The 20,241-nt window shown below is 45.9% G+C and carries 8 protein-coding genes; 1 reads left to right on the top strand and 7 read right to left on the bottom strand.

Annotation, left to right across the window (positions count from 1 at the left end):
• Positions 1–5: 5 nt before the first annotated feature.
• Positions 6–1,583, top strand: a complete 1,578-nt coding sequence (gene tnpC / locus LFX25_RS05265) for an IS66 family transposase (protein ID WP_118966396.1) — start codon at positions 6–8, stop codon at positions 1,581–1,583.
• A gap of 373 nt (positions 1,584–1,956) precedes the next feature.
• On the opposite strand, the gene LFX25_RS05260 is transcribed toward tnpC, so the two are convergent.
• The 7 genes from LFX25_RS05260 to LFX25_RS05230 all read right to left on the bottom strand — a co-directional run bounded on the left by LFX25_RS05260 (position 1,957) and on the right by LFX25_RS05230 (position 20,032).
• Positions 1,957–2,166, bottom strand: a complete 210-nt coding sequence (locus tag LFX25_RS05260) for a hypothetical protein (RefSeq protein WP_238728882.1) — start codon at positions 2,164–2,166, stop codon at positions 1,957–1,959.
• Positions 2,167–2,187: 21 nt separating this feature from the next.
• The gene (locus LFX25_RS05255) at positions 2,188–2,817 is read right to left on the bottom strand and encodes an SH3 domain-containing protein (RefSeq protein WP_238729301.1); all 630 of its coding nucleotides are present in this window, start codon (positions 2,815–2,817) and stop codon (positions 2,188–2,190) included.
• Positions 2,801–3,556, bottom strand: coding sequence for a hypothetical protein (locus tag LFX25_RS05250; RefSeq protein ID WP_238729300.1), 756 nt, complete (start codon positions 3,554–3,556; stop codon positions 2,801–2,803). The genes LFX25_RS05255 and LFX25_RS05250 overlap by 17 nt, the downstream gene beginning before the upstream one ends.
• Positions 3,557–3,585: 29 nt before the next feature.
• Positions 3,586–13,131: a TIGR04388 family protein gene (locus tag LFX25_RS05245; protein ID WP_238729299.1), complete on the bottom strand. Its 9,546-nt coding sequence runs from the start codon at positions 13,129–13,131 to the stop codon at positions 3,586–3,588.
• Between the two features lie 194 nt (positions 13,132–13,325).
• The gene (locus LFX25_RS05240) at positions 13,326–13,859 is read right to left on the bottom strand and encodes an Lcl C-terminal domain-containing protein (protein WP_238729298.1); all 534 of its coding nucleotides are present in this window, start codon (positions 13,857–13,859) and stop codon (positions 13,326–13,328) included.
• A 22-nt stretch (positions 13,860–13,881) separates the two neighbouring features.
• Positions 13,882–16,794 (bottom strand): Lcl domain-containing protein, encoded by a 2,913-nt coding sequence (locus LFX25_RS05235; RefSeq protein ID WP_238729297.1) that lies wholly within the window; start codon positions 16,792–16,794, stop codon positions 13,882–13,884.
• Positions 16,795–16,846: 52 nt separating this feature from the next.
• On the bottom strand, positions 16,847–20,032 hold the full coding sequence (locus LFX25_RS05230) for an Lcl domain-containing protein (RefSeq protein WP_238729296.1): 3,186 nt from the start codon (positions 20,030–20,032) through the stop codon (positions 16,847–16,849).
• Positions 20,033–20,241 lie beyond the last annotated feature (209 nt).

The raw sequence follows: 20,241 nt of genomic DNA, 5'->3' as shown, positions 1-20,241 counted from the left end.
TCCGAATGTCTTTGGATCTAAACTCTCTTCCTGATGATGTAGAAGAACTAAAAAGAATCATTATATTAGAGAATAATAAATATCAGGAAGAATTACGACTCCAAAAACAGAAAGAATCCGAACATTTGGATCAGATCGAGAGATTGAAGATCCAGCTTTTCGGGAGAAAGACTGAGAAATGGAGTCAGATCGAAAAAGATCAAGGATTTCTTTTTAACGAAATAGAAAGCTCCTTGCAAGAAGATTCTCCTGAACCCGAAGAAGAAAGTCTTTTTAGTCCTGTTAAAAGCCATACAAGAAAGAAGACGGGAAGAAAACCTTTCCCGGACTACTTTCCAAGAATCGAAATCCTACATGATATTCCTGAAATTGATAAAACCTGTTCTTGTGGTCACGAGCTTACTCGTATCGGAGAAGACAAGTCCGAGAAGTTAGATATTATCCCGGCTAAAATACAAGTCGAAGTTCATATTCGCCCTAAGTATGCGTGTAAGCATTGTGAAGGAACTTCTGATGAAACTCTACCTGTCGTAAGAATCGCGCCGGTTCCCCATCAGATCGCTGAGAAGAGTATGCTTTCTTCCGGATTCTTAGCTCACACGCTTACTCAAAAGTTTGCGGATGCTCTTCCGTTTTACAGACAAGCCGGGATTCTCCAGAGATCGGGAGTGGATATTTCAAGGAGCACCCTTTCCAATACCGCAATTCAAGTTTTTGAAAAACTTTCTCCGATGATCGAGGATGTGAGAAGGGAACTTTTCAAATCGAAGTATTTGCAGATCGATGAGACGATTCTTCAAGTGTTAAACGAAGAAGGAAAGTTGAATACATCCAAATCGTATATGTGGGTGATCCGAGGGTTCATCAGAGAAAAGCCCGTTGTTCTCTATCATTATGAGCCGAGTCGGAGCGCTAAGTTTTTAGAAGAATGGATCCAGGGATTTGAAGGAATCATCCAAACGGACGGTTTTGAATCTTACGATTCTTTGTTGAAAGTTAAATCTAAGATTCTTCACGCGGGATGTTGGAATCATGCGAGGAGGAGATTTTTCGAAATTCTAAAAATCGATTCTAAGAATGTGCAAGCAGAATGGATCGTAAAGAAAATCGGTAAGCTTTATACAATCGAGTCAAAAGCTAAGGTAGAAAGTTTAAGTTCTGAAGAACATCTGAAACTCAGGCAATCCGAATCTAAGCCTATCGTTGATGAGATTCGTTCTTGGATGAACAAACGGATCGTCGAAGTTGCTCCCAAATCTTCTATGGGAAAAGCGCTCTCTTATCTTTCTGGCCAGTGGGAAAAACTGCTTCTCTTTTTGGATCATCCGGAATTGCAATTAGATACGAATCTCGTTGAGAACGACATTCGTCCTTTTGTGATCGGTAGAAAAAACTGGCTCTTCTCCGGTTGTCCACAAGGGGCAACTGCGAGCGCGGGATTCTATTCGTTAATTCAAAATGCAAAGATCTCAGGTATCGATCCTTACGCTTATTTACGAGATCTTTTTAAGTCTTGGGAAACGATACCGAGAAGTCTTTCTTGCGAGGATCTGCCAAAAAACGGTGGGCTTGTGGTTCGTTAGGCGGTTACCCATCAAGTGCAAAGAAAGAAAAAGAACAGCGTAGTACTCGATGGTGCAATGCCGGATTTACGCTGCGATCGCTCTCGCGGGGAAATACTTTCTCTTTCAATAGTTGATTGTTTCGCACAGCCTGTGCAGTCGGAATGTCTTTAACGTTAGCCGTTGAAAGTTTGGAGAAAAAATGAAAGGAAAATTACTGAGTCAGGAACCGACTCTTTGATACATCAAAGAGTCGTCTACAGAGTGCTATTGTCAATGGGAAAGGAGAAATTGAAGGAAATTTTTGTTCGCCTGATTCACATGTAAAACTGTATGTCCTTTCAATAGAGAACCTTTCTTGTTGTTCCTTGCCATTCGCGGGTTTGCAAGTTCTTCACTTCGGTAAATACGGCAATATCTCCTTGATCCTCTCCAAGTTTTCAGGCAACAGATCCACCTTCACAAGACTTTCCGTCTTCGGATCAAAGTAAATGCAAGGTACTGTCGGACTCCAAGCCTTCTCCACATACATCGTTTGGCCCGTCGTTGTGTCGCGAACCGCTTCGCCAAGCACGAAGCCTTTTGGTGTTCCGTTTGTTGTCATATCTGCGTCTTCTCTCTAAAACTAATTCGTATTTAAATTAACAGATTGTTCCAACACCGATCGAATACATCCAGTCATATCATTTTCAATATCCGTTGAATTCGTTCCCGAATTAGTACCTCTGTCATAGTAATGCTCGCCTCGAAAATAATCATCATCCTCGTAACGGATCATATATATAATATCTCCGCTTTTGAGTTTCATTTCAGGCTCTAATCGAAACGAAAGCATCTCGCCATCGTTTATAAAATCGTAATGGTCGCCATGACGCCTTTTCACATCCACCGAGTAAAAATTCCGATCAAACAAAAACTTAACCACAGCCACACCATGTGTCACATCCAGAGCCAAACAAGCAAACGCACGTCTTGAACCCGAATCCAATTTTAAAAGTTGCGCCAAAGGATACGGGTCAATCAGGGTATAATAACCATCTCGTTTGTATTTTTCAAAAGGGCCGGGGATCGGCGTAAGGTCATCCTCTTGCGGATACGCCGATGGAAATACCTTCACCCAGTTCTCTTCCTTCTTTAAATCCAAGAGTTCCTTCTTTTGAAAAAGGAAAAAAGAAAAAAATCCGACTATGAGAACAACAAGTGTCGTTCCCGCAATGAAGAAGATTCGTTTTGTAGGATTACTTGTTGATTTCATCCACTTGTTTCACTAAGTCCGTGTATTTGCCGAATGACTTGCCACCCATGAAAAAGTCCTGAGCGCAAAGAGGAGATTTTTTACCTGGATATACACCTGTTACAGTCAGCTTGACGACGACAACGTTTCCACCTTCACCGGCTCCCTTTTGGGTTCCAAGCACGGTATATGCGGGAAGAATCGAAACGATCTCGTCCGATTCTCCAATCTCAACATCAAACTCTTTCGTCTTTTTGAAACTCGCATCCAGTCGAGGAGTGTTTGCATTATTCACTAAAGTGTACGGAGCTTCCATGAAAGTTAGCTTGGCGGATTTGATTCTGGAATATTCTTCCTTTTTACCATCCGCTTCGCAGTAATTTTTGAAATTTAGACTGTAAGCATCATTCAATACTTTAATACCGCTTTCGCCAGAATAGCTAGTATGAAAGTAAATAGATTCTCCAACCCCTTGCGATTTGGAGACGATCCACTTACGTTTGTTGCCAACTTTCTTTTTAGCTTCTTCCTTGTGAGAAGATTTCATCAATTGCTTAAAAGTATCGATATAGTAATTCACTCCATATACCCAAGCATCTTCGGAAGAAGTAACTAACTTAAAACAAGAACAAGTACGACCAGTTACATTGATATCTTCCTTTACTGCCTTCAATTCCTCCTTCTCCCCGCCGAACAAAGGCAAGACCAAAAGAATACAACCAATTACGAATATCACTCTTCCTTGTTTTTCAAATTTCATATATATACCCTTCCCTCATTTTACTTTCGTTATTTTTTCCGAATCACCATCGACCAACGATTACCGAGTTCATAGTCACCGTATTTGTATCGGATCATCTGATTTGGTCTCGCAGAATCGTTTACAATCCATTCTCCCCGCTTGTCATCAAACCCGATGATGTCCACTCGGTGGCCCTTGCTTGGATCCAATGGCCTCATGTATTTGTCATACCCAGCACGATGTTCCCCGTTTACAGGCCCATCGATATACATTCCGGCGTTTACAATCTCACCACGTTTCAAAGCGGCCTTGATATTGGCAAAGTTTTCCGCAACTCCATGATCACCATCACCTAACGTTACCGTCTTCATTCCATACGGCTCCAAGAGCTTGGTATATGCCGCCGCTGTATTTGTCGACATCTCTGCTGTTAAACCAAGGTTGTATTGCAACTTTGTCAACTCGTGAATCGGAGACCTTCCCGAATCTCGAAACAACACTCCGACATACAACAACTGCTCCAAGAAACTGTAACTTTGACAAGTGTTTCTTCCGCTCTGAACATACTCATATTTACCCGTTTTTTCGTTGTAACTCAGTCCGTTCGAATTCCCAAACATCGACTTGTCGCTGTCCGAAATGATCTTCACAGTCGCTCCATAATCTACAAACTGATTGGAGTGTGCCGTTCCCAAATTGATCACACCGTCTTCCAAAATCGCCTGGTTGCCTTTTACGGTATATTCCACATCCTCACCCGCGTACAACTCTTTCTTCATGTATTCAAGATTCTTTTCTACCCACTCTACCTTTCTTTGTACCGGGTCCATAAACTTCGCGAGATGATCCGGTAAAAGATCGTTTGGCAACGTGCCAATCACAACATCACTGCTTTTGTTCTTGTCATCGATCGCCTTGATAGCCGCAGCCATCTTGTCGTTCAACTCATCTTTCTGAGCAGTTAACTTCGTAATCTCTTTCGTCAGCTCTTTTACCTTTTTCTCTGAATTCTTCTCGTTTAAAAACGCTTCCGCTAACTCTTTCTTTTTCGCTACAATATTCTTCTCGATCTTGTCAAGATTCTGATTTCCTAATTTAGCAATCAGCTCCTTCGATTCTCTGTCCTCGCGCTTGTTTACTGTCTCAAAAGCTTCGTTCTTTTGTTTCGTATATTCCTGATGGTCTCTGTTTAAGTTCGAGACCTTATCAGCAGCCGCCTTTCTTTGCTCTTCCAGCGCGGCTTTCTTTGTCTCGTAATCCGCTTTTTTCGAATTCAGAGAAGCAAGACTTGCGTCGATCTTTTTCAAATCTTTTTCCGCAGTTTCCAAAGTATCTTTCGACTTCTGCCAAACCGCTTCTGAGTTGTTCTTAGCATCATGCTCCAATGCAATCGTTTTAGTACGCTCGGCTGCTTGCTCCGCATTTAACCCCATATATTTGTCATACGACTTCCGAGTATCCGCTTCTTTCACGACAGCCTTAAAGTCTTTTGGAACCTCAGGTTTTCCAAGGAGTTTGTTCAAATTCGTTTCAATCGCATTCGCATCACGATCCAACAGCGCCGCCACTTGAGTCTCGTGCGTCTTCTTCTCGTTTCGCAGATTCGTAAGCTCGGTCTTCTGCTTGTCGTTCAGTGAATGACCTTCACCCAACTTCTCAAGTCGATGCAGCTCAGACTCTTTCGGATAGGGTGCGACTTCCCGGTTGATGATCATCGCCCTTTCCTTCTCCAAAGTCTTCTGCATTGTCACCATGTCGTTTCTGCGTTTCTCCATCTCTGGAGTTCGCTTGTAGGGCTCGTTCGGATGATCTTTGTTCCACTGAGCATAGCTCTCGGCTTCGTGTTTGTTTTGGCTCACGCGAAGGTCTGTGATCTTGCGGTCAAACTCGGCAAGTTGTTTTCTCGTTTCCGGCTTGATCTTGTCTCCCAGTGCCTTCAACTTCTCCTCATACGTTACCTTGTGTTCCGCCGGATTGAATGTGTCTTTCTTCACAAAACCGTGTTCTACGAGAACTTCAGCATACCTCGGATCGTTGTGGTGTTTCTCTTGGATCAGCTTTACAATGTCGCTCTTCACCTTTTCCGATCTCTCGATCATCTGGCGGCCGATATTGTCTTCTTTAATCTTGTGTTCTGCTAACTTCTGATTCGTTTCCTGGATCGTCTTCACAAGATCTCCGCGCTCTTTCGCACTCGATATACTGAGTGCCGCCGATACGATATATCCCTTCATCGGATTCGTCTGAATCGAACCCATTTTCCCGATACCAAAGCCTGTTCCGCTTGAACTCAGCCAACTCGATACGGCTTTCAGATGATTCTCGCTAAAGCCCTTACTTGGATCCACTCCCTTCAATTGCCTGCGAAGGTCGGCAACCCCAGGGATATTGTCGCTCTTTGGATCGTGGATCGCTTTCATGAATTCGCTGTTGCGGATCACTCCCAGTTGCATACTGGCTTCCGCCGCTTTTTGTTTCGTAACAAGAATGTTCGACTCCTTGTTTAACGTTTCCCGGGACGCGTTCGTTTCCTTCACTGCCTGCTGAAACTCTACAGCTTTCTGATATACCTCGTTCCCGGTCCCGCCTTCAAGTCCCGCGAACTTCTTCGCTACGTCATACACATCGTTCGAAAGTCGTTTGAATCCTCCGAACATCGCCTCTTGCGCGTTGTTGTAATTGTGAACAACGTAGCCCGCGCCGGAATTGGATTCTCTTCCGCCCACAACGTAAGTATGATTCTCCTCCACTTCTAAGTTGTAAACCTTAGTCGGTTCCGTGTTGTAGTAGTAAATCCCCGTTACAGTTCCCCAACTTCCGTCTGCTTTGAGAACTTGGTCTCGCAAGCGGAGGTCTTCCACCTTCACCCATTCCGAGGTTTGGGTTGTGTTTGGATTCACCAAGCTTGCGTCTGTCAGAACTGTCTTCGTCAATCCTGCGTTAGAAGAGAACCTTTCCGTCTTCGTCAACGTTACATCCGACGCTGAATGGTTAGAATCTGTAGAATGGGGAAGCTCCTCTATTACACTCGCTGTCTTTGTTTCGCTCTCGCTTCCCGAGCCCAAAAGGCTCGTCACGATTCTTGCTTCTCGCGGATGAAGCAGATGTTCATGAGTTTTGAAATCTCTTTGGATTCCCTTTAGATCAAACGGCGATACTCTGTTTTGATTTGTGCTGGCATTCGAACCATTCTGAGTTACGATTCTCCGTCTAAACGGGTGGTTCCAAGTCGTATGAATCTCGTCTTCCCCGTCTAACTCAAGAAAGAAAAGCTGCGGAACTTCGTGGACAAACGTCTCCGTCACTTTCTTGTTCTCGAGTTTTCCGGTTCTTTCGTTCCAGGACTGAACTACGTCCCCGATCTTTACTTCTTCGATCGCAATTAGCTCGTAGTCCTCGGAACTAAACTCGGGTGATTTAACATTCCCGTATATTCCGTTTTCTTTGTGTTTCAAACGCAATACCGGGACGTCTCCGCGAAAACACGTGTCTAAGTGAAATACGCCTTGTTTGTCCACCATCTTGCTTCCGTCGTTCGCAATACCGAAGCTCTGGGCAATGTCTCCGAACATTCCCGTTACAAACTTACCGAAAGTGCTCGTTGCACTCTTTCCGTCGTTGAACTTGATCTCAATCCCCGATTTCTCTCCGGCTCTCGTTACATCGTCCTTCCACTTCTGCAAGCCCTCAGGCGTTTGGGACATCGCTTCCTTGTGCGCGTTCCATTTCTCTAACAACTTCTCAGGCTGTGCATTCTCTACGTCGATGCTGCCGTCCTTGTTTTTAGGTAAATACTTGTCCACATCTGCTTGCGTAAACAACGGTTTCTCCATCTTCGTCGCAATACTCAGCTCCGTACGCAAGATCTCCATCTGGCTCTTCTCGTGGTTGTAGGCAGAGTTCTCAGCTGTCACACCTTGAAGATATTCGTTCTGGAAATTCTGGTTCAAAGTCGCCTGTTCCCAACCGTGACTGTTCGTGTTGTAGCTCACAGTACCGATCGTAGCCCCTTTCAGTCCCTGGATGCTAAAACCCAATACACCGTCATTACCTAAGTCAAGCGTCGCTCCACCTCCGCGAAGTCTCTGAGGAATCGCCGTGTTTCCGTCGTGGTTGTAAGACAACGCTAAACTCGAGTGACCTTCTCTACTCGCAGATACGTTAACACTTCCGTTCGCCCAAGACTTTCCACCTGCCTTGTTCACGTCATAGCTCGCGTTCGCGGTATAGCTGCCGCTTTTAAAGTTGTAGTCTAACCCTAAGCCTACGTTGTTCGTAAAGTTCGTGTTCACGTTCATTCCAAGACCTTGATCAGCATTGTAGCTCAGTCCCAAGGTTAGATTGCTCATTTTCATTCCTTCCAACGCGGTCTTTAATATTTCTCCCCCAGGTAACCCTTTGACACCGGACACGTTCAAGCTAACTCCACCGCCCCAACCGCCTTTCACTTCGTGTTGACCCGTCAAAAGGTTCGCGTTCTGATGTTTGGTATACGTTACGTAGCCCGTAAGAGGAGTTTTTACTCCTAAGGTCGCCGTCGAGATGAGGCCGTTTACAAGGGCTGCAGCCGAGCCATTTGCCCCGTTGATTCTGTTTTCGATCGCCATCGTCGCCGCTGTACTCGCCGCAAGCATGGCCACCTGCGCATTGTTAAGCGAAAGCCCAACCGTCGCCAATGTTGTGTTAATCGCCGTCGCACCCGTTCCGATCACCGAATTTAACATCTGAATTCCCGCGGGACCGCCGAAATAGGTCACTGCTGCCGCTGCTGCTAACTGGACCAATACCTCAGCATCCTTCAGTCTTTGTTCTCTCGCTGCCTTTCTCGCCTCTTGTTTGTCGATTTGGTATTTGAGCAATAACCCCAGATTGTGACCCATTGCAGGATCTCCCGTCAATGCCTCGCCGATCTTGTCAAAAAGGACGTTACGCATCTCCGTTTCTACATACGCTTTGTTGATAATCCCTTGTCCCGTTCTGCCTTTCACGTCTTCCAGCGTTATCTTGTTGTGCCACTCTTTACTTTGGTCATATATCGAAGATCTTAAGTCCGAAGGTACGACCGATTCTCCCAGCATGTTCCCTAAATCCGCTACCGAAGTCAGAATTCCTTTGAATCCCTTCGATATGAGAGACGTGATTCCTCCGTTGAACAACTTGTTGTCAAGGATAAAAAGGGAGCTGTATCCCAGTGTAAGCGGCAGTCCGTTGGTCAGCATCCCGTCCCGTCTGTGTAAATCCCGCTCCGCTTGTTTGCGCACCACAAAGTCGCTCGCCTGCTTTGACCAAAGCTCGATTTGAGCAGGATCCATATGCGTAACTCTGCCGTATTCCTTCACAGAAGCGCTCGCAAGCACCTGTTGCGTCGTATCCCAGTTTTTAATATCTTCTTTCAGATCCCTCAGTTTCAGTTCGTTCAGGATCGATCTGGTTTCTTGATTGATATGTTTTTCGTATTTCTCCGACGTTAATCCAAGATCTCCCGTGATATGAGCGCTCGATTTAATTCCCGCTCCCACAACCTCGCCGATATTACCAGATATCCCCGCTACGACTCGCTTAAACTCACCGCCAAGAGATTGTAAAGAAAACGCTCCGCTACGCATTCCAAGCTCTTCTTTTGCCTGGCGCATCTCCATATATCCGATCGCAACTTGGCCTAAGGCGGCCGCATATTCGGGTGACGCCCCGTTTGCGATTGCAATTTTCTGAACTCCAAAACCGTACATGCTGTTTTTGAAATCCTTCCATTTTTCAATCGCGCTAAGATTGTTTTCATACTTATCTAAAGTTGATAGAGAAAAAGCTATCGCACCATAACCGACAATCGGCGCAAGGATCTCTGTAGCCAAAGGAGCAACCCTGAGCAGAGTTTTTTCCATTCCTCCAAAACCTGAATGATGGATCGCCGAATGGATTCCTTTCCCAATTCCCAAATTATGACTGCCCATATCGTGCTTGGCCTTCGACATCTCTATGTGCGCCATGAGACCGCCCGACAAAAACGACGCAACATCCGGCGGCAAATCAAAAGCCTTCGTAAGCGCGGTCGCAACGACGTCCTGTACCGCTTGGTTCGCCTGTTTGCTCACCCAAGCGCCGGTCGACATCCCTCCCAGCAAGACTGCTTCCACGTAATCCTTGACAATACTCGCAATCTTCACCTTGTTATTGACGTCTTGCGAAGCCAAAGACGCGTTCTTGTCGTGAACGTTCTGCGTAATATTAACTTCCGTAAAAAGGGCGGCCGTATGTTTGTTCGAGGAAAGATAACCGTTTACGTTTTGGAATGTGGCGTTTACGAGATCGCTAAAACCCTTCTCCCTCTCGTTGAACATATCGCCCAATCGGGAAGCGCCTCTCCCCAAAAGAAACGAATCCTTGGAAGGAGCCGAAATCGTTACAACCGCATCATCCGTGTTGTAACAATACGAATCCGAATTCGTCATGTCGCTACCGCAATACGAAGAAGTTCCGTTATACACCCTTCTGTGAGCCGTGATCTTCCCGTCGGCCCCCACATCCACACTGCTGTATTTGTTTTCCACAAACCGACTGCACTCCGCATTGCCCAAGTCCTTACCGCAATGCCCTTGAACCCAATCCCCCAACGTCTTTTGTTTCACATTCCCGTCCTCGTCCGTGAATGTATCGATCGAACCGTCATCCTTCAAAACATACGTGGTCGTGATCGTCTCTCCCGAATACTTATCCTTACTTTTAACCTCTCTTGTCTTGATGCCGGAAGCTTCTACCAGATCCCCGTAACCGTTCTGGGTGAACTGCTTCTCGTTGCGCATACTCTCCGCAACACCTTTCATATATCCCAAGATCGTATCCATCGTCGCGTTGTTCGTGGAAGACAATAAAGAAAGGTTGGAAATCCCCGTCGTGATCCGGTTCATTCCCGAACCGATCGTATCCAACAGTCCGAAATTAGGAATCCCCCTGTCCGCATTGCGGTTAAGCCCGTTCAAAATGTTACCGAACGCGTCTCTAAAGGAACCGTCGTTGACGGTCAAGTCCCCGTCCAGGTTCGACTTCATTTGTCCCTTGTTCAAACCGGCTAACACCTGTTGTGTGAGTTGTATGTAATTGGATTGCCCCTGACCGTTCTGAAGAGCGTTCCCGGCCGCGTTGAAGGCGCTCGTTGCCTGTTGCTGCAACTGACCCATTTGGGCAAGCCAGGAAGACTGCTGACTTTGGATATCCGCCACCCCGGAATTGAAAGCGTTCTGCGCATCCGTCAATGCGGTCTGCATCTGAGTTTGCCAGTTCGAATACTGAGCTTGGTAAGAAGCAACCTGCGCCGTCCAGTTCGTGATCGAAGGCATCACATTCGTCTGCCAATCGTACTCGAACGCCTGAAGTTGAAGAACCAAATCCTGATACGTGGTTACGTTCGCATACGCGTTGTTATTCGTAACTTGAAAGTTCAACTCGATCCAGGCATAGTTCTGCGTATGTTGGATGTCTCCAAGAAAGGGAATTCCGTCCCAAATCATCCACTCGCGCGCAAAATAATCGTAAAAATTCTGGCCCCAGCTCCCGTTCACTCCGGCCAAACCTTGTGCTCTCATTTCGGAGTAGGTCCGATTCGCTAAATAAATCCCGGGTGTCCAATTGAATATATCCCCGGAAGCACATCCGAGCGGACTCCCGCAGTAGGGAGTGGCATTGAAAAACGGCGTAAAACCGTCTTCGTTCTGAAACGCACGCAGATCGATCTGACTAAACCCGGTAATCGTTCTGCCCGGTCCCAGCGCCCCCATCAAACCCGAAAGAGGAGACCCGCTTCCGGTTAAACCGCTCTCATACGCGTCCATGATCCAGTTCGCGAGGTCCGACTGAGTGATCTCTTGGCGAATATAAGCCATGATCTTTTTGGCAAGCCCGCCTTCCCCTTCCGTAAACGCAGTGTTCAAAATCTCCGCAATGGAAACGGAAGCCGGACCTCCGGAAGTCGCCGAAAAGTGGTTAAACGGTGTATGCGAAAAAATAGGATCCCCGTAACTCCAAATACCGTCGTTATTGTACGCACCTTGAGACTGCCCGTATTGAAAATTGTATGTTCCCCCGTTCTGAACGGCGACCGCATTTTGAAGCGCGTTCTGCGTCGAAAGAAGTTCGTTGTGCAGAAAGTTGCTCAAAAGACTCGAAGCGTACAAAAAGCCTGCTTCCATTTCCTGAACCTGACAGGTATGACCGGAAGCGCAGCTAACGCAACGCGTATCCCCCACCGGACAACTGCTCGCAAAATAGGAACCGGTGGCGGAAGCCGGAACCGTGTTGTCCACAACAGCGCTGTAACAGGTATGTCCCGCAGAACACGTGTTCGATGCCACAAAAGAACCCGAAGTCGCGTCATACAAACCCTTCACGCAAGTACTGCCGTTCAAACAGTTGTTGTTGTAGCTAAGCATCGTTCCGGAAGTATAGTCGAAGATCGCGGGCATCACATACCCTTCCTGCATCGCATTCGCCACCTTGTTGATCACGTTCTGAAACGCACGACCGTCCGCATTCAAACTAGTGCGAACCGTCAAGTTCTCCATCTCCGATCCGTTGCAGGTCGAAGGACAAACCGTGTTCTGAAGATAACTGCTCGTATTGTTGTCGTAGAGAATGTTCGCACAAGTATGACCTACCGGACAAGAACCGGCCGCGTAAAACTGGGAATTCGTAGGATCGTATTGATACGTCACACACACGTGACCGCTCGGACAACTCGCCTGCACATAACTGTTCGAATTGTTGTCATACAACACGGTAATCGTGTTCCAAAAAAGACCGTTGCTGTTTAAAAAGTTCTGATACCCTTCCAAACTCGAAAGAATCTGGCTCTTAACGCCCGCTTGACTCTGTTGAATCTGGGCAAGATGCGCCTGATACTGCATCTCCGTAGCGTTGATCTGAGAAATTAAGTTCTGATATTTGTCGGTCAAACCCTGAAGCGCTTGCTGATATGTCTGCAAACCGTTCTGCAGATTATTGTGAAAATCGTTCCACCACTGACTCTGCAAACCTTCCAACGTCTGTTGGCCGCTGTTCAAAACAGCCTGACTCAGAGCACCGCCTAAGTTCAGATTCAAACCGTTACCGGAAACAAACGAATCCCATTGGCTTTGAAACGAAGCCGTCGAACTAGCAACCGCACTCGAATTCGCTCCATACAAGGACGAAAGATATTCGCTCCTCTCCTGTAAAATCTCCGCTTCTACGGCGCTCTGCCATGTCAAAAGTTGTTCCGAGGCCTGTCCTTGCAGAGAATTATAAACGTAACTTTGATACTCCTGAACCGAAGCGAAATGATCGCTCGTCGTGATCGAGTTCACCATCATCGTGATCTGAGCTTGAACCTGCGCTTCCCACTGTGTCTGCAAAATACTCACGTTCTGAAACACGAACGCGTCCCAGTTGCCGATCGTCCGCATACCGTCCGCAACCGTAAACGTCTGATTCATGCTGTTCGTATTGAATACGGGAGTATTCAAATTCGGAACTACTACGGGCTGAGGACTGAGTGGGAAAAAGGAGAACAAAGTTAAAAAGAAAATAATAAAGTAACGGGAGTTCTTTTTTTTATTATACATGAAAATTAATCCTCGATAGCGTAATTCGTTCCCACTCATACAAATCGTCGTAGGGAGGAGAAAGACGTTATCTTAATGTTGATTGATATTTATGGCCTATAAATGCTTTACTCGTAAGATGTATTGAATCGTTCGATTTTCGCTTCCATCATGATTAAAATGAATTGTAAACATACGAACCCGCATCGGTGATCTTAATTGCTAACACAACGCACATAATAACCGAAATCCTTGTCGCTCGAGCCATACGAAGTCCCGAAAAAAAAGTTTACGGTCCATGCCGCGGTCGAATCGGAAGCGACGGAAGTGGAAGACCAAAACAAATCCACACCTCCGCCGATCAATTTGCTCGTATCCATCGCGGGGTTCATTTGCGACCGATCGACGATACTTTTTAATTCATTGATATTCGGCAGTCTCCAAAATTTACCCGCGGGCAAAACCGGAGGCTTTTTTAGCGGTAAGATTCCTTTACAATAATTTAAAGCGTCCCTCCAATTATAGGCGATAGGGCTGCCGTTCGTGTTTCCCGTAGTGGGTATTCCGCAAGTGGATCTCTTTGTTGTCGAATTTTCCGAACCTAATCCTGCCGGACAAAGCTGCCACACAAGACCGGTTCTAGTATCCAATACCGTACCGTCTTCCTTGTCCGTGTATCTGCTTGGAGTTGCCATGACCTGCCCGATCAAACAAAAACAGAAAATGAGCGATTTAAACAAAAGTTTCATAAAAAATATTCACTCCTAAAAATTACGGCGTTTGGCTAGGGATGTTTCCTGAAACGCAACGAACTCGTTTATTGTTCGCGGTCAGATCGAAATAAACGTGACGTTCGCAAAAATTCACATACCAAGCGTTTCTCAAATTGGAGGTAAAAAAGGAAGAAGTCCAAAAATTCATTTCATTTCCGATTCCGGAACACGCCCCAAGAGAAACCAAGGGATGTTCGTTTTCATAGGCTAGAATAGTTTCCAACTCTTCCACGGAAGGAAGCCGCCAATCGTCGCGATCCGCGTAACCGTAATACGTAGGAGGCGCGGGGGGTGCGGGCGGTATTGTAGGTTCGGGAGGTTTCTGATTCATCCGGTTTAAATTGGCGCAGGCTTTTAAAGCCCCGTTAAAATCAGCATAACCGTTGATCGAATAACTATCTTGCCAAAACAAAGTAGTCTTATCATCTCGACTACTCGCGTTCGTCGAATGAGCTGAATTCAAAAAAGAGGTTGTTGCGAAATCAAAACCCTGCTGAAAGTAACCATCCTGGCCTTCGCGAGGAGTCCCGTCCGATAGATCGGAACCGTTATTTTTGCAATCGGCCCCGTTAGTACCGCCGGACTGGAAAAAACAACGTTTCTGCCCCGTCTTCCCCAAAGAAGTTTTAAAGGTCGAAGCTCTTGTCGAAAAATAAGAACCCGTTAAAAAAGTGCCCGCTAAATGACCCGATACGTCGTTGCTCTGGACTGAATTATTGGAAATATCTTTCAAACTATTCTTATCGATTTCCCAGCGCAAAAACGCATTTTCAGGAAAACGGATCCAAGGAAGACGAATGGTAAGAATATTGTGAGGCTCGCCGACTCCGGTGTTCCAGGAAAAGTTAGGAGTAGCTCCCGAAACGGTATCGAAACTGAAATTCACCCATTGGGTCCCATTGAAATATTGAACATTCAAAATCGGTGTAATGTTCTGCATCGGTTCGCTGAAAGTAATAACGATCTCGCCCGGATCCGGTTTTACGTTATGCGCATTGATCGTCGGGGATATATTTGTCGCTTGAGGAACGTCCAAATCCTTCCAAACCAAAATTTCTCTGCTCGCATATTGCGGACCGAAGTTTGCCTGCGCGTTCGCAACACAGATCATCAGCGTATTTTTTCCCAGGGAGAAATTCAGAGGATCAATATCGGAAGGGACTTGAATCGGATTCGTAGCGCCCAGAGGACCGCTTGCATTGGTGTTCGAGCCGAAGAGAGAAATCCCGTTATTGCAATTGCAATCCCCCGCGCTCGAATACAACAGCCCGTTCGTATCCTTGAACTTACCGACGGGACAATCTGCGACTCCGGCAGTCGTACATTGGCTACATGCGGAGGTTCTCTTCTTCAAAAGAGTATAGGAAACCTTATTGCCGCTGACTTCCCAGTTGAATCGAGGGATCGTCGCATTGTCAATGACGACACTGCCGTAATACAAGGCGGGATTCGTACTAAGAAGATTCAATGTAGGAAGAGAGGTATCCACCGAAAAAATGGCGGACTGAATAGCGCCTACATTTCCCGCCTTATCCCGCGCTAAAAACTTGATATTCCGGTTTAAGGTTCCGTTCGGCACGGATATCGGCGTCGCCGTAACGGAAGAAGAGGAATAAGTTGAGCCTGCAGTAACGGTACCTAAGCTGCCCGATATAAGGGGATTCGTACCGTCGATCGTGTATGCAATAACCGAACAAGGAACGCCGGAATTATCATTGCATTTGAGAGAAACGCTGAGTTCTTTTCCGTAATTCCCCGCTCCCGGATCCGCCGTGATCGTCGGCGCTGTATCGTCGCGAACCACGTTAAAACTCGCCTGACCTGTAAATCCGGCGGTAACACAGATAAAAATGGAATTATTTCCTACGCTCAGGGAGGAAGCGGCGATCGTCAAAGTGTTGGAAGCGTTGGCAGCAACGGAGCCGGTGCTAAGAATTCCCCCACTGCTGCATCCGGTACCATTCGCTCTTACGGAATAAGTACCGCTCTGATTGCTTTTCCAAAAAATCGAAATAGAATTCACTGCCCCGTTCATAGCGCTGACGTAACTGCTGGTCGCACCGCCGTCGACCGTAACATTCGGAAGGTTATGGTTCACCTCGTAAACAGCGGATTGAACGGCTTCCAAATTTCCCGCCAGGTCACGACATCGATACTGAACCGTATAAATGCCTTCTCCATAAGAACCGACGGAAAAGGTGGCGGTTGTCGGATTTTTAACATAACCGACTAAGGGGGAAAATGCCGGAACAGTTCCATCAATCGAATATACCAAATTACCGGGCGCAAGGTTATCGGCGCAGGTAATTGTCACCGATTGCGCTCCTCCATAAATACCCGACGGCGGATAAACGGAAGACATGGGAGGGTTAGAGTCGTTACCGATTAAAGCTAAAATCGGGTTATCGACGACCCCGTCTCCGTTTTCATCATAACCGAAACCGGGGTAAACGGTAACGGTATTTCCCGTACAGTTTGGACCGGTTTTTAACGTAATCGCGCCGCCGGAACCCGCGCATAAATAATAATCAAGGATTCCGTCTCCGTTAATATCAACGCCGATCGGATTTCCTCCCGCAGCATTTACGAAAATGATTTGCGGGACCCCGTTTCCGTTCACTGAAATTCCGGAAGCGGTCCCATTGCCGCTCGGATCCACAACTATTCCCGTTGCAGAGCCGCCTTGACTCCCGCCGTTTAAATCAACGGATTCGCCGGGAGAAAAAGAAAAAATAGAATTGGATCCGGGGGCTTCGATTGAACCCGCATTGTTTATAACGGGAATTTTCAAAAGACTTAAGAATGCGTTGTACAACGCAGCAGGAGTTGCATCGCTCTTTCCTGTACCGCAAGTTTGAAAAAGAACACAGAAACAAAATAAGAATAAAACTTTTCTGATATGATCCACCATGACTACTCCGATTCACCTCATAAAGATTTTTGCGGTTATGATTCCTTAAAAACTACGGTCCATTGGCAACACACCTAACGTAGGCCGTTCCCGATTTAGAAGAGAAAGGCGTCATTTCGCCTGTTTGAAAAAACACTGTCCAAGCGTTACTGGCAGACGGTGCATAAGATGACGAAGTCCAATAATAAGAATTCTTCGTATTTGGAAAATAAACGGAACTTGCTGCAAGTGTATTGCTTGTAGAACTTATATCCACAATGCTGCTAAGCTCTTTTGCGGTAGGAAGTCTCCAAATGCGACCGCCGCCGCTCAGGCTATTACAGTAACTTAAAGCTGTGGACCAATTCGGCTTAGTAGCCGTGCCGGTAGCGCAAGTATTTCCCGACAAACCGGCGCTGCATTTTTGCCAAATTAAATTGGAAGTGGAATCTACGATTGTCTGATCCCCCGGATCGGAAAGTGTTTGGTTCGACCCTCCCGAACCCGACACACAACGGATGTTATTCGTATTCGATCTTACGAACGAACCCGAAGCTCCATAATTGAAGTTAACACCCCAAGCGTAAAAAGGATTGGATCTTCGAAGCGTGGAAGACCAATAATAATTCGCGATCGAATCGGGAAAGGCCGTATTAGGGAAAGTGGCTCCGGCGGAAGAAGAACCGAAAACGGATAACGTTTCCAATTCTTTTTGAGTCGGCAGCCTCCAATCCGTAATTCCTCCGAAACCGGAACCCGAATTACATTGATTCAAATAAGAGCAACCATTCACGCCGGAAGGATGGACATCATTGCTCATATCCTGAAAAGTAAAAAAGGCCCAAAAGTCCAATTTTACGGGATTATTAGAAGAATTTAATGGAGCGCAACTTCCAGCGGGAATCGGAGTGGTGATATCAACACACTGCGTTATGCCGCCGCTCAATGTCGATTTTTTACCTTCGACACAGGTTTTCCATTTTAATCCGGTCACGACGTCTTCGGTTACCGCATCGTTGGGAAAACCGGAATAATATTGAATATTGTAATTACGAGCCACACCCGTCTGAGTCTGTCCGTCCTGAAAAGTGCCGGCGCATGGAATCAAGTTCCCGTTCGAGTCCCAACAAATCGACTGACCGGTTTTAAGAGGTCTAAAAAATTGATTCCGCATTCCGGTCAGAAAACTCTGTTGAATATCGGTTAAGGGCGAATTACCGGCTGCATCTTGAAGCACATCCTTGGAAAGAGTCCACATAATCTTTGCATTTTCAGGAAAGTTAACCCAAGAAAAATCGATTTGAAGCGTCGTCGCGCTGGTCCAGGTGTAGGTTGCGGTAAAATCGATACAATCCCAGTTCGCGCCGTCAAAAACGAAAACGCTCAAAGGAGGATTGGTCGGCGCGGGATAACAAAGATTCGCAACTCGAGAACCGGTGGAAATTCCTCCGAAGGAAGTGTTCATATTCTTATTAAAAACGATCTGTATACGACCCGGATTCGGAATGATCGAAACCGGACTACCGGCGTTGAAATTCGCGGGATTTGTGGAACTCACAGTGGGTCGAGTATTATCTTTCGTAACGCTAAAAGACGTATTTCCGTAAACAGGATCCAGACTCGCGTTAGCCACACAGATCGAAACCGTATTCGCTCCTTGTGCAAAATTAGAATTCAATAATGTGGTTGTAATCGGAACCCCGGCAGTAACGTTCCCGGCGCTATTCGTTCCGGTTAAAACCGTACCCACACTGCAGTCCGAACCGGAGCGAAATGTAAACACGCCATTCTGATCGCTTACCCATGTAACACTTTGATCGGCGGTCGCATTGACAAGTTGGCTCACAGGCGAAAAAGAATTCGTAGTGACGGTTGCGACGGATGTATTGATAAAATAATTCGCGGTTTGTAATGGCGAGGTGTTTCCTGCCAAATCCACTCCGATAAATTTTAGAGTAACGGCGGTGTTCAGAGGAATCGAAATTGGATTTTGATATTCAATTCCCGTCAAAACCGTACCGTTGCTACCATCTATACTCGGTGACGATCCGTCCAAAGTATAAGCAATCTTTCCGCAACCGGCAGGATTATTATCGGTGCATGAAAAACTAACATTCTGAGCTCTTCCATAATTTCCTCCCCCCGGACTCGAACTAATAGAAGGTTGAGATTCGTCTCGAACGACGGTTAACGTTTGATAACCCGTTAAGGCAGCCTTCGCGCAAACATGAATCGTATTTACCCCTAAATTCAAATTACTAGCTGAAACACTGAAAAGATTTGCGGCATTCGCGGTAACGGGCCCCGTTTGTAAAACGGAACCGCTTTGGCAATTACTTGCATTCAAACGTATGGAATAAGTCCCCGTGTAATTCGAAGTCCAGTTAAAGGAAAGAGCGTTAATCGTATTCGCTTGAGTGCTGACACCGGTAGAATTTTGATTCGATATCGTTACGGAAGGAACGTTATGATTGATTTCATAGTTATCCGTATGAACGGATTCGATATTACCTGCCAAATCGCGGCATCGGTATTTGATGGAATAAAGACCGTCTAAACCGCCCAAAGTAAGTTGTTTTAGCTTCGGATTCGAAACACTTCCTTGAATCGGGCTAAAAGCCGGCGTACTAGAATCAACAGTATAAACGATATTCCCGGGAGCGACGTTATCGTTGCAAACGATCGTTAATGGAACTGCGGAACCGTAAATTCCCGGATTCGGGCTAATAACCGAAGTGGGCGCAAGAGAATCGTTGTTAATTTGGGATAGAATGTTGTTATCTGAAATTCCATCGCCATTTGTATCATATCCTTGGCCCGCAATGACAACGACTTGATTTCCTGTACATCCCGATCCGGTCATTAAAGAATATTCGTTCTGACTTTTATAACAAATATAATAATCGGCCGAGCCGTCGCCGTTTGAATCGATCGCGTAGGGAATACCATTTTCATTAAATAAGAAGATGATATCCGGAATTCCATTGTTTCTGGTTGAAATACCTAACGTTGAATTATCCCCGTTGGCCGAAACGACACTCCCTGTATTGCCGCCGTTAGGACCGTTTAAATAAGAAGAATCTCCGATATGAAAAGGATTATCGGAAGGAAAAAAAACACCGTTCGTATAACTACCACGGTTTGCAACGCCTAAATATGATAAGAAGGAATAATCGGTGCTTTGAGGCTTACAAAAAACGAAAAAGCCGATCAACAATGGAAGAAATCGAAACAATATAGAAGAATGTCTCAAAATCATCAAACTACTCCCCTCAACGAATTACATACTTGAAAAACATTTAAAAAAAACTTGAAAAAGCTCTCGAATGCGATGGGAATGGATTTTGAGATAAAATGCAAATAAAAAAATCACATTTACTAAAAAAAGAGGACAAAAGATGTCGAACAAGACATTGAATACGATAAAGCAGCCTTTGGAAAAAGTTTCTAACGCAAACAGTGAATGTG

The sequence above is a fragment of the Leptospira sanjuanensis genome (assembly GCF_022267325.1).
Classification (GTDB): Bacteria; Spirochaetota; Leptospiria; order Leptospirales; family Leptospiraceae; genus Leptospira; species Leptospira sanjuanensis.
Note: the sequence above shows the minus strand (reverse complement) of the source record. Positions and strands in the feature narration are given on the sequence as shown.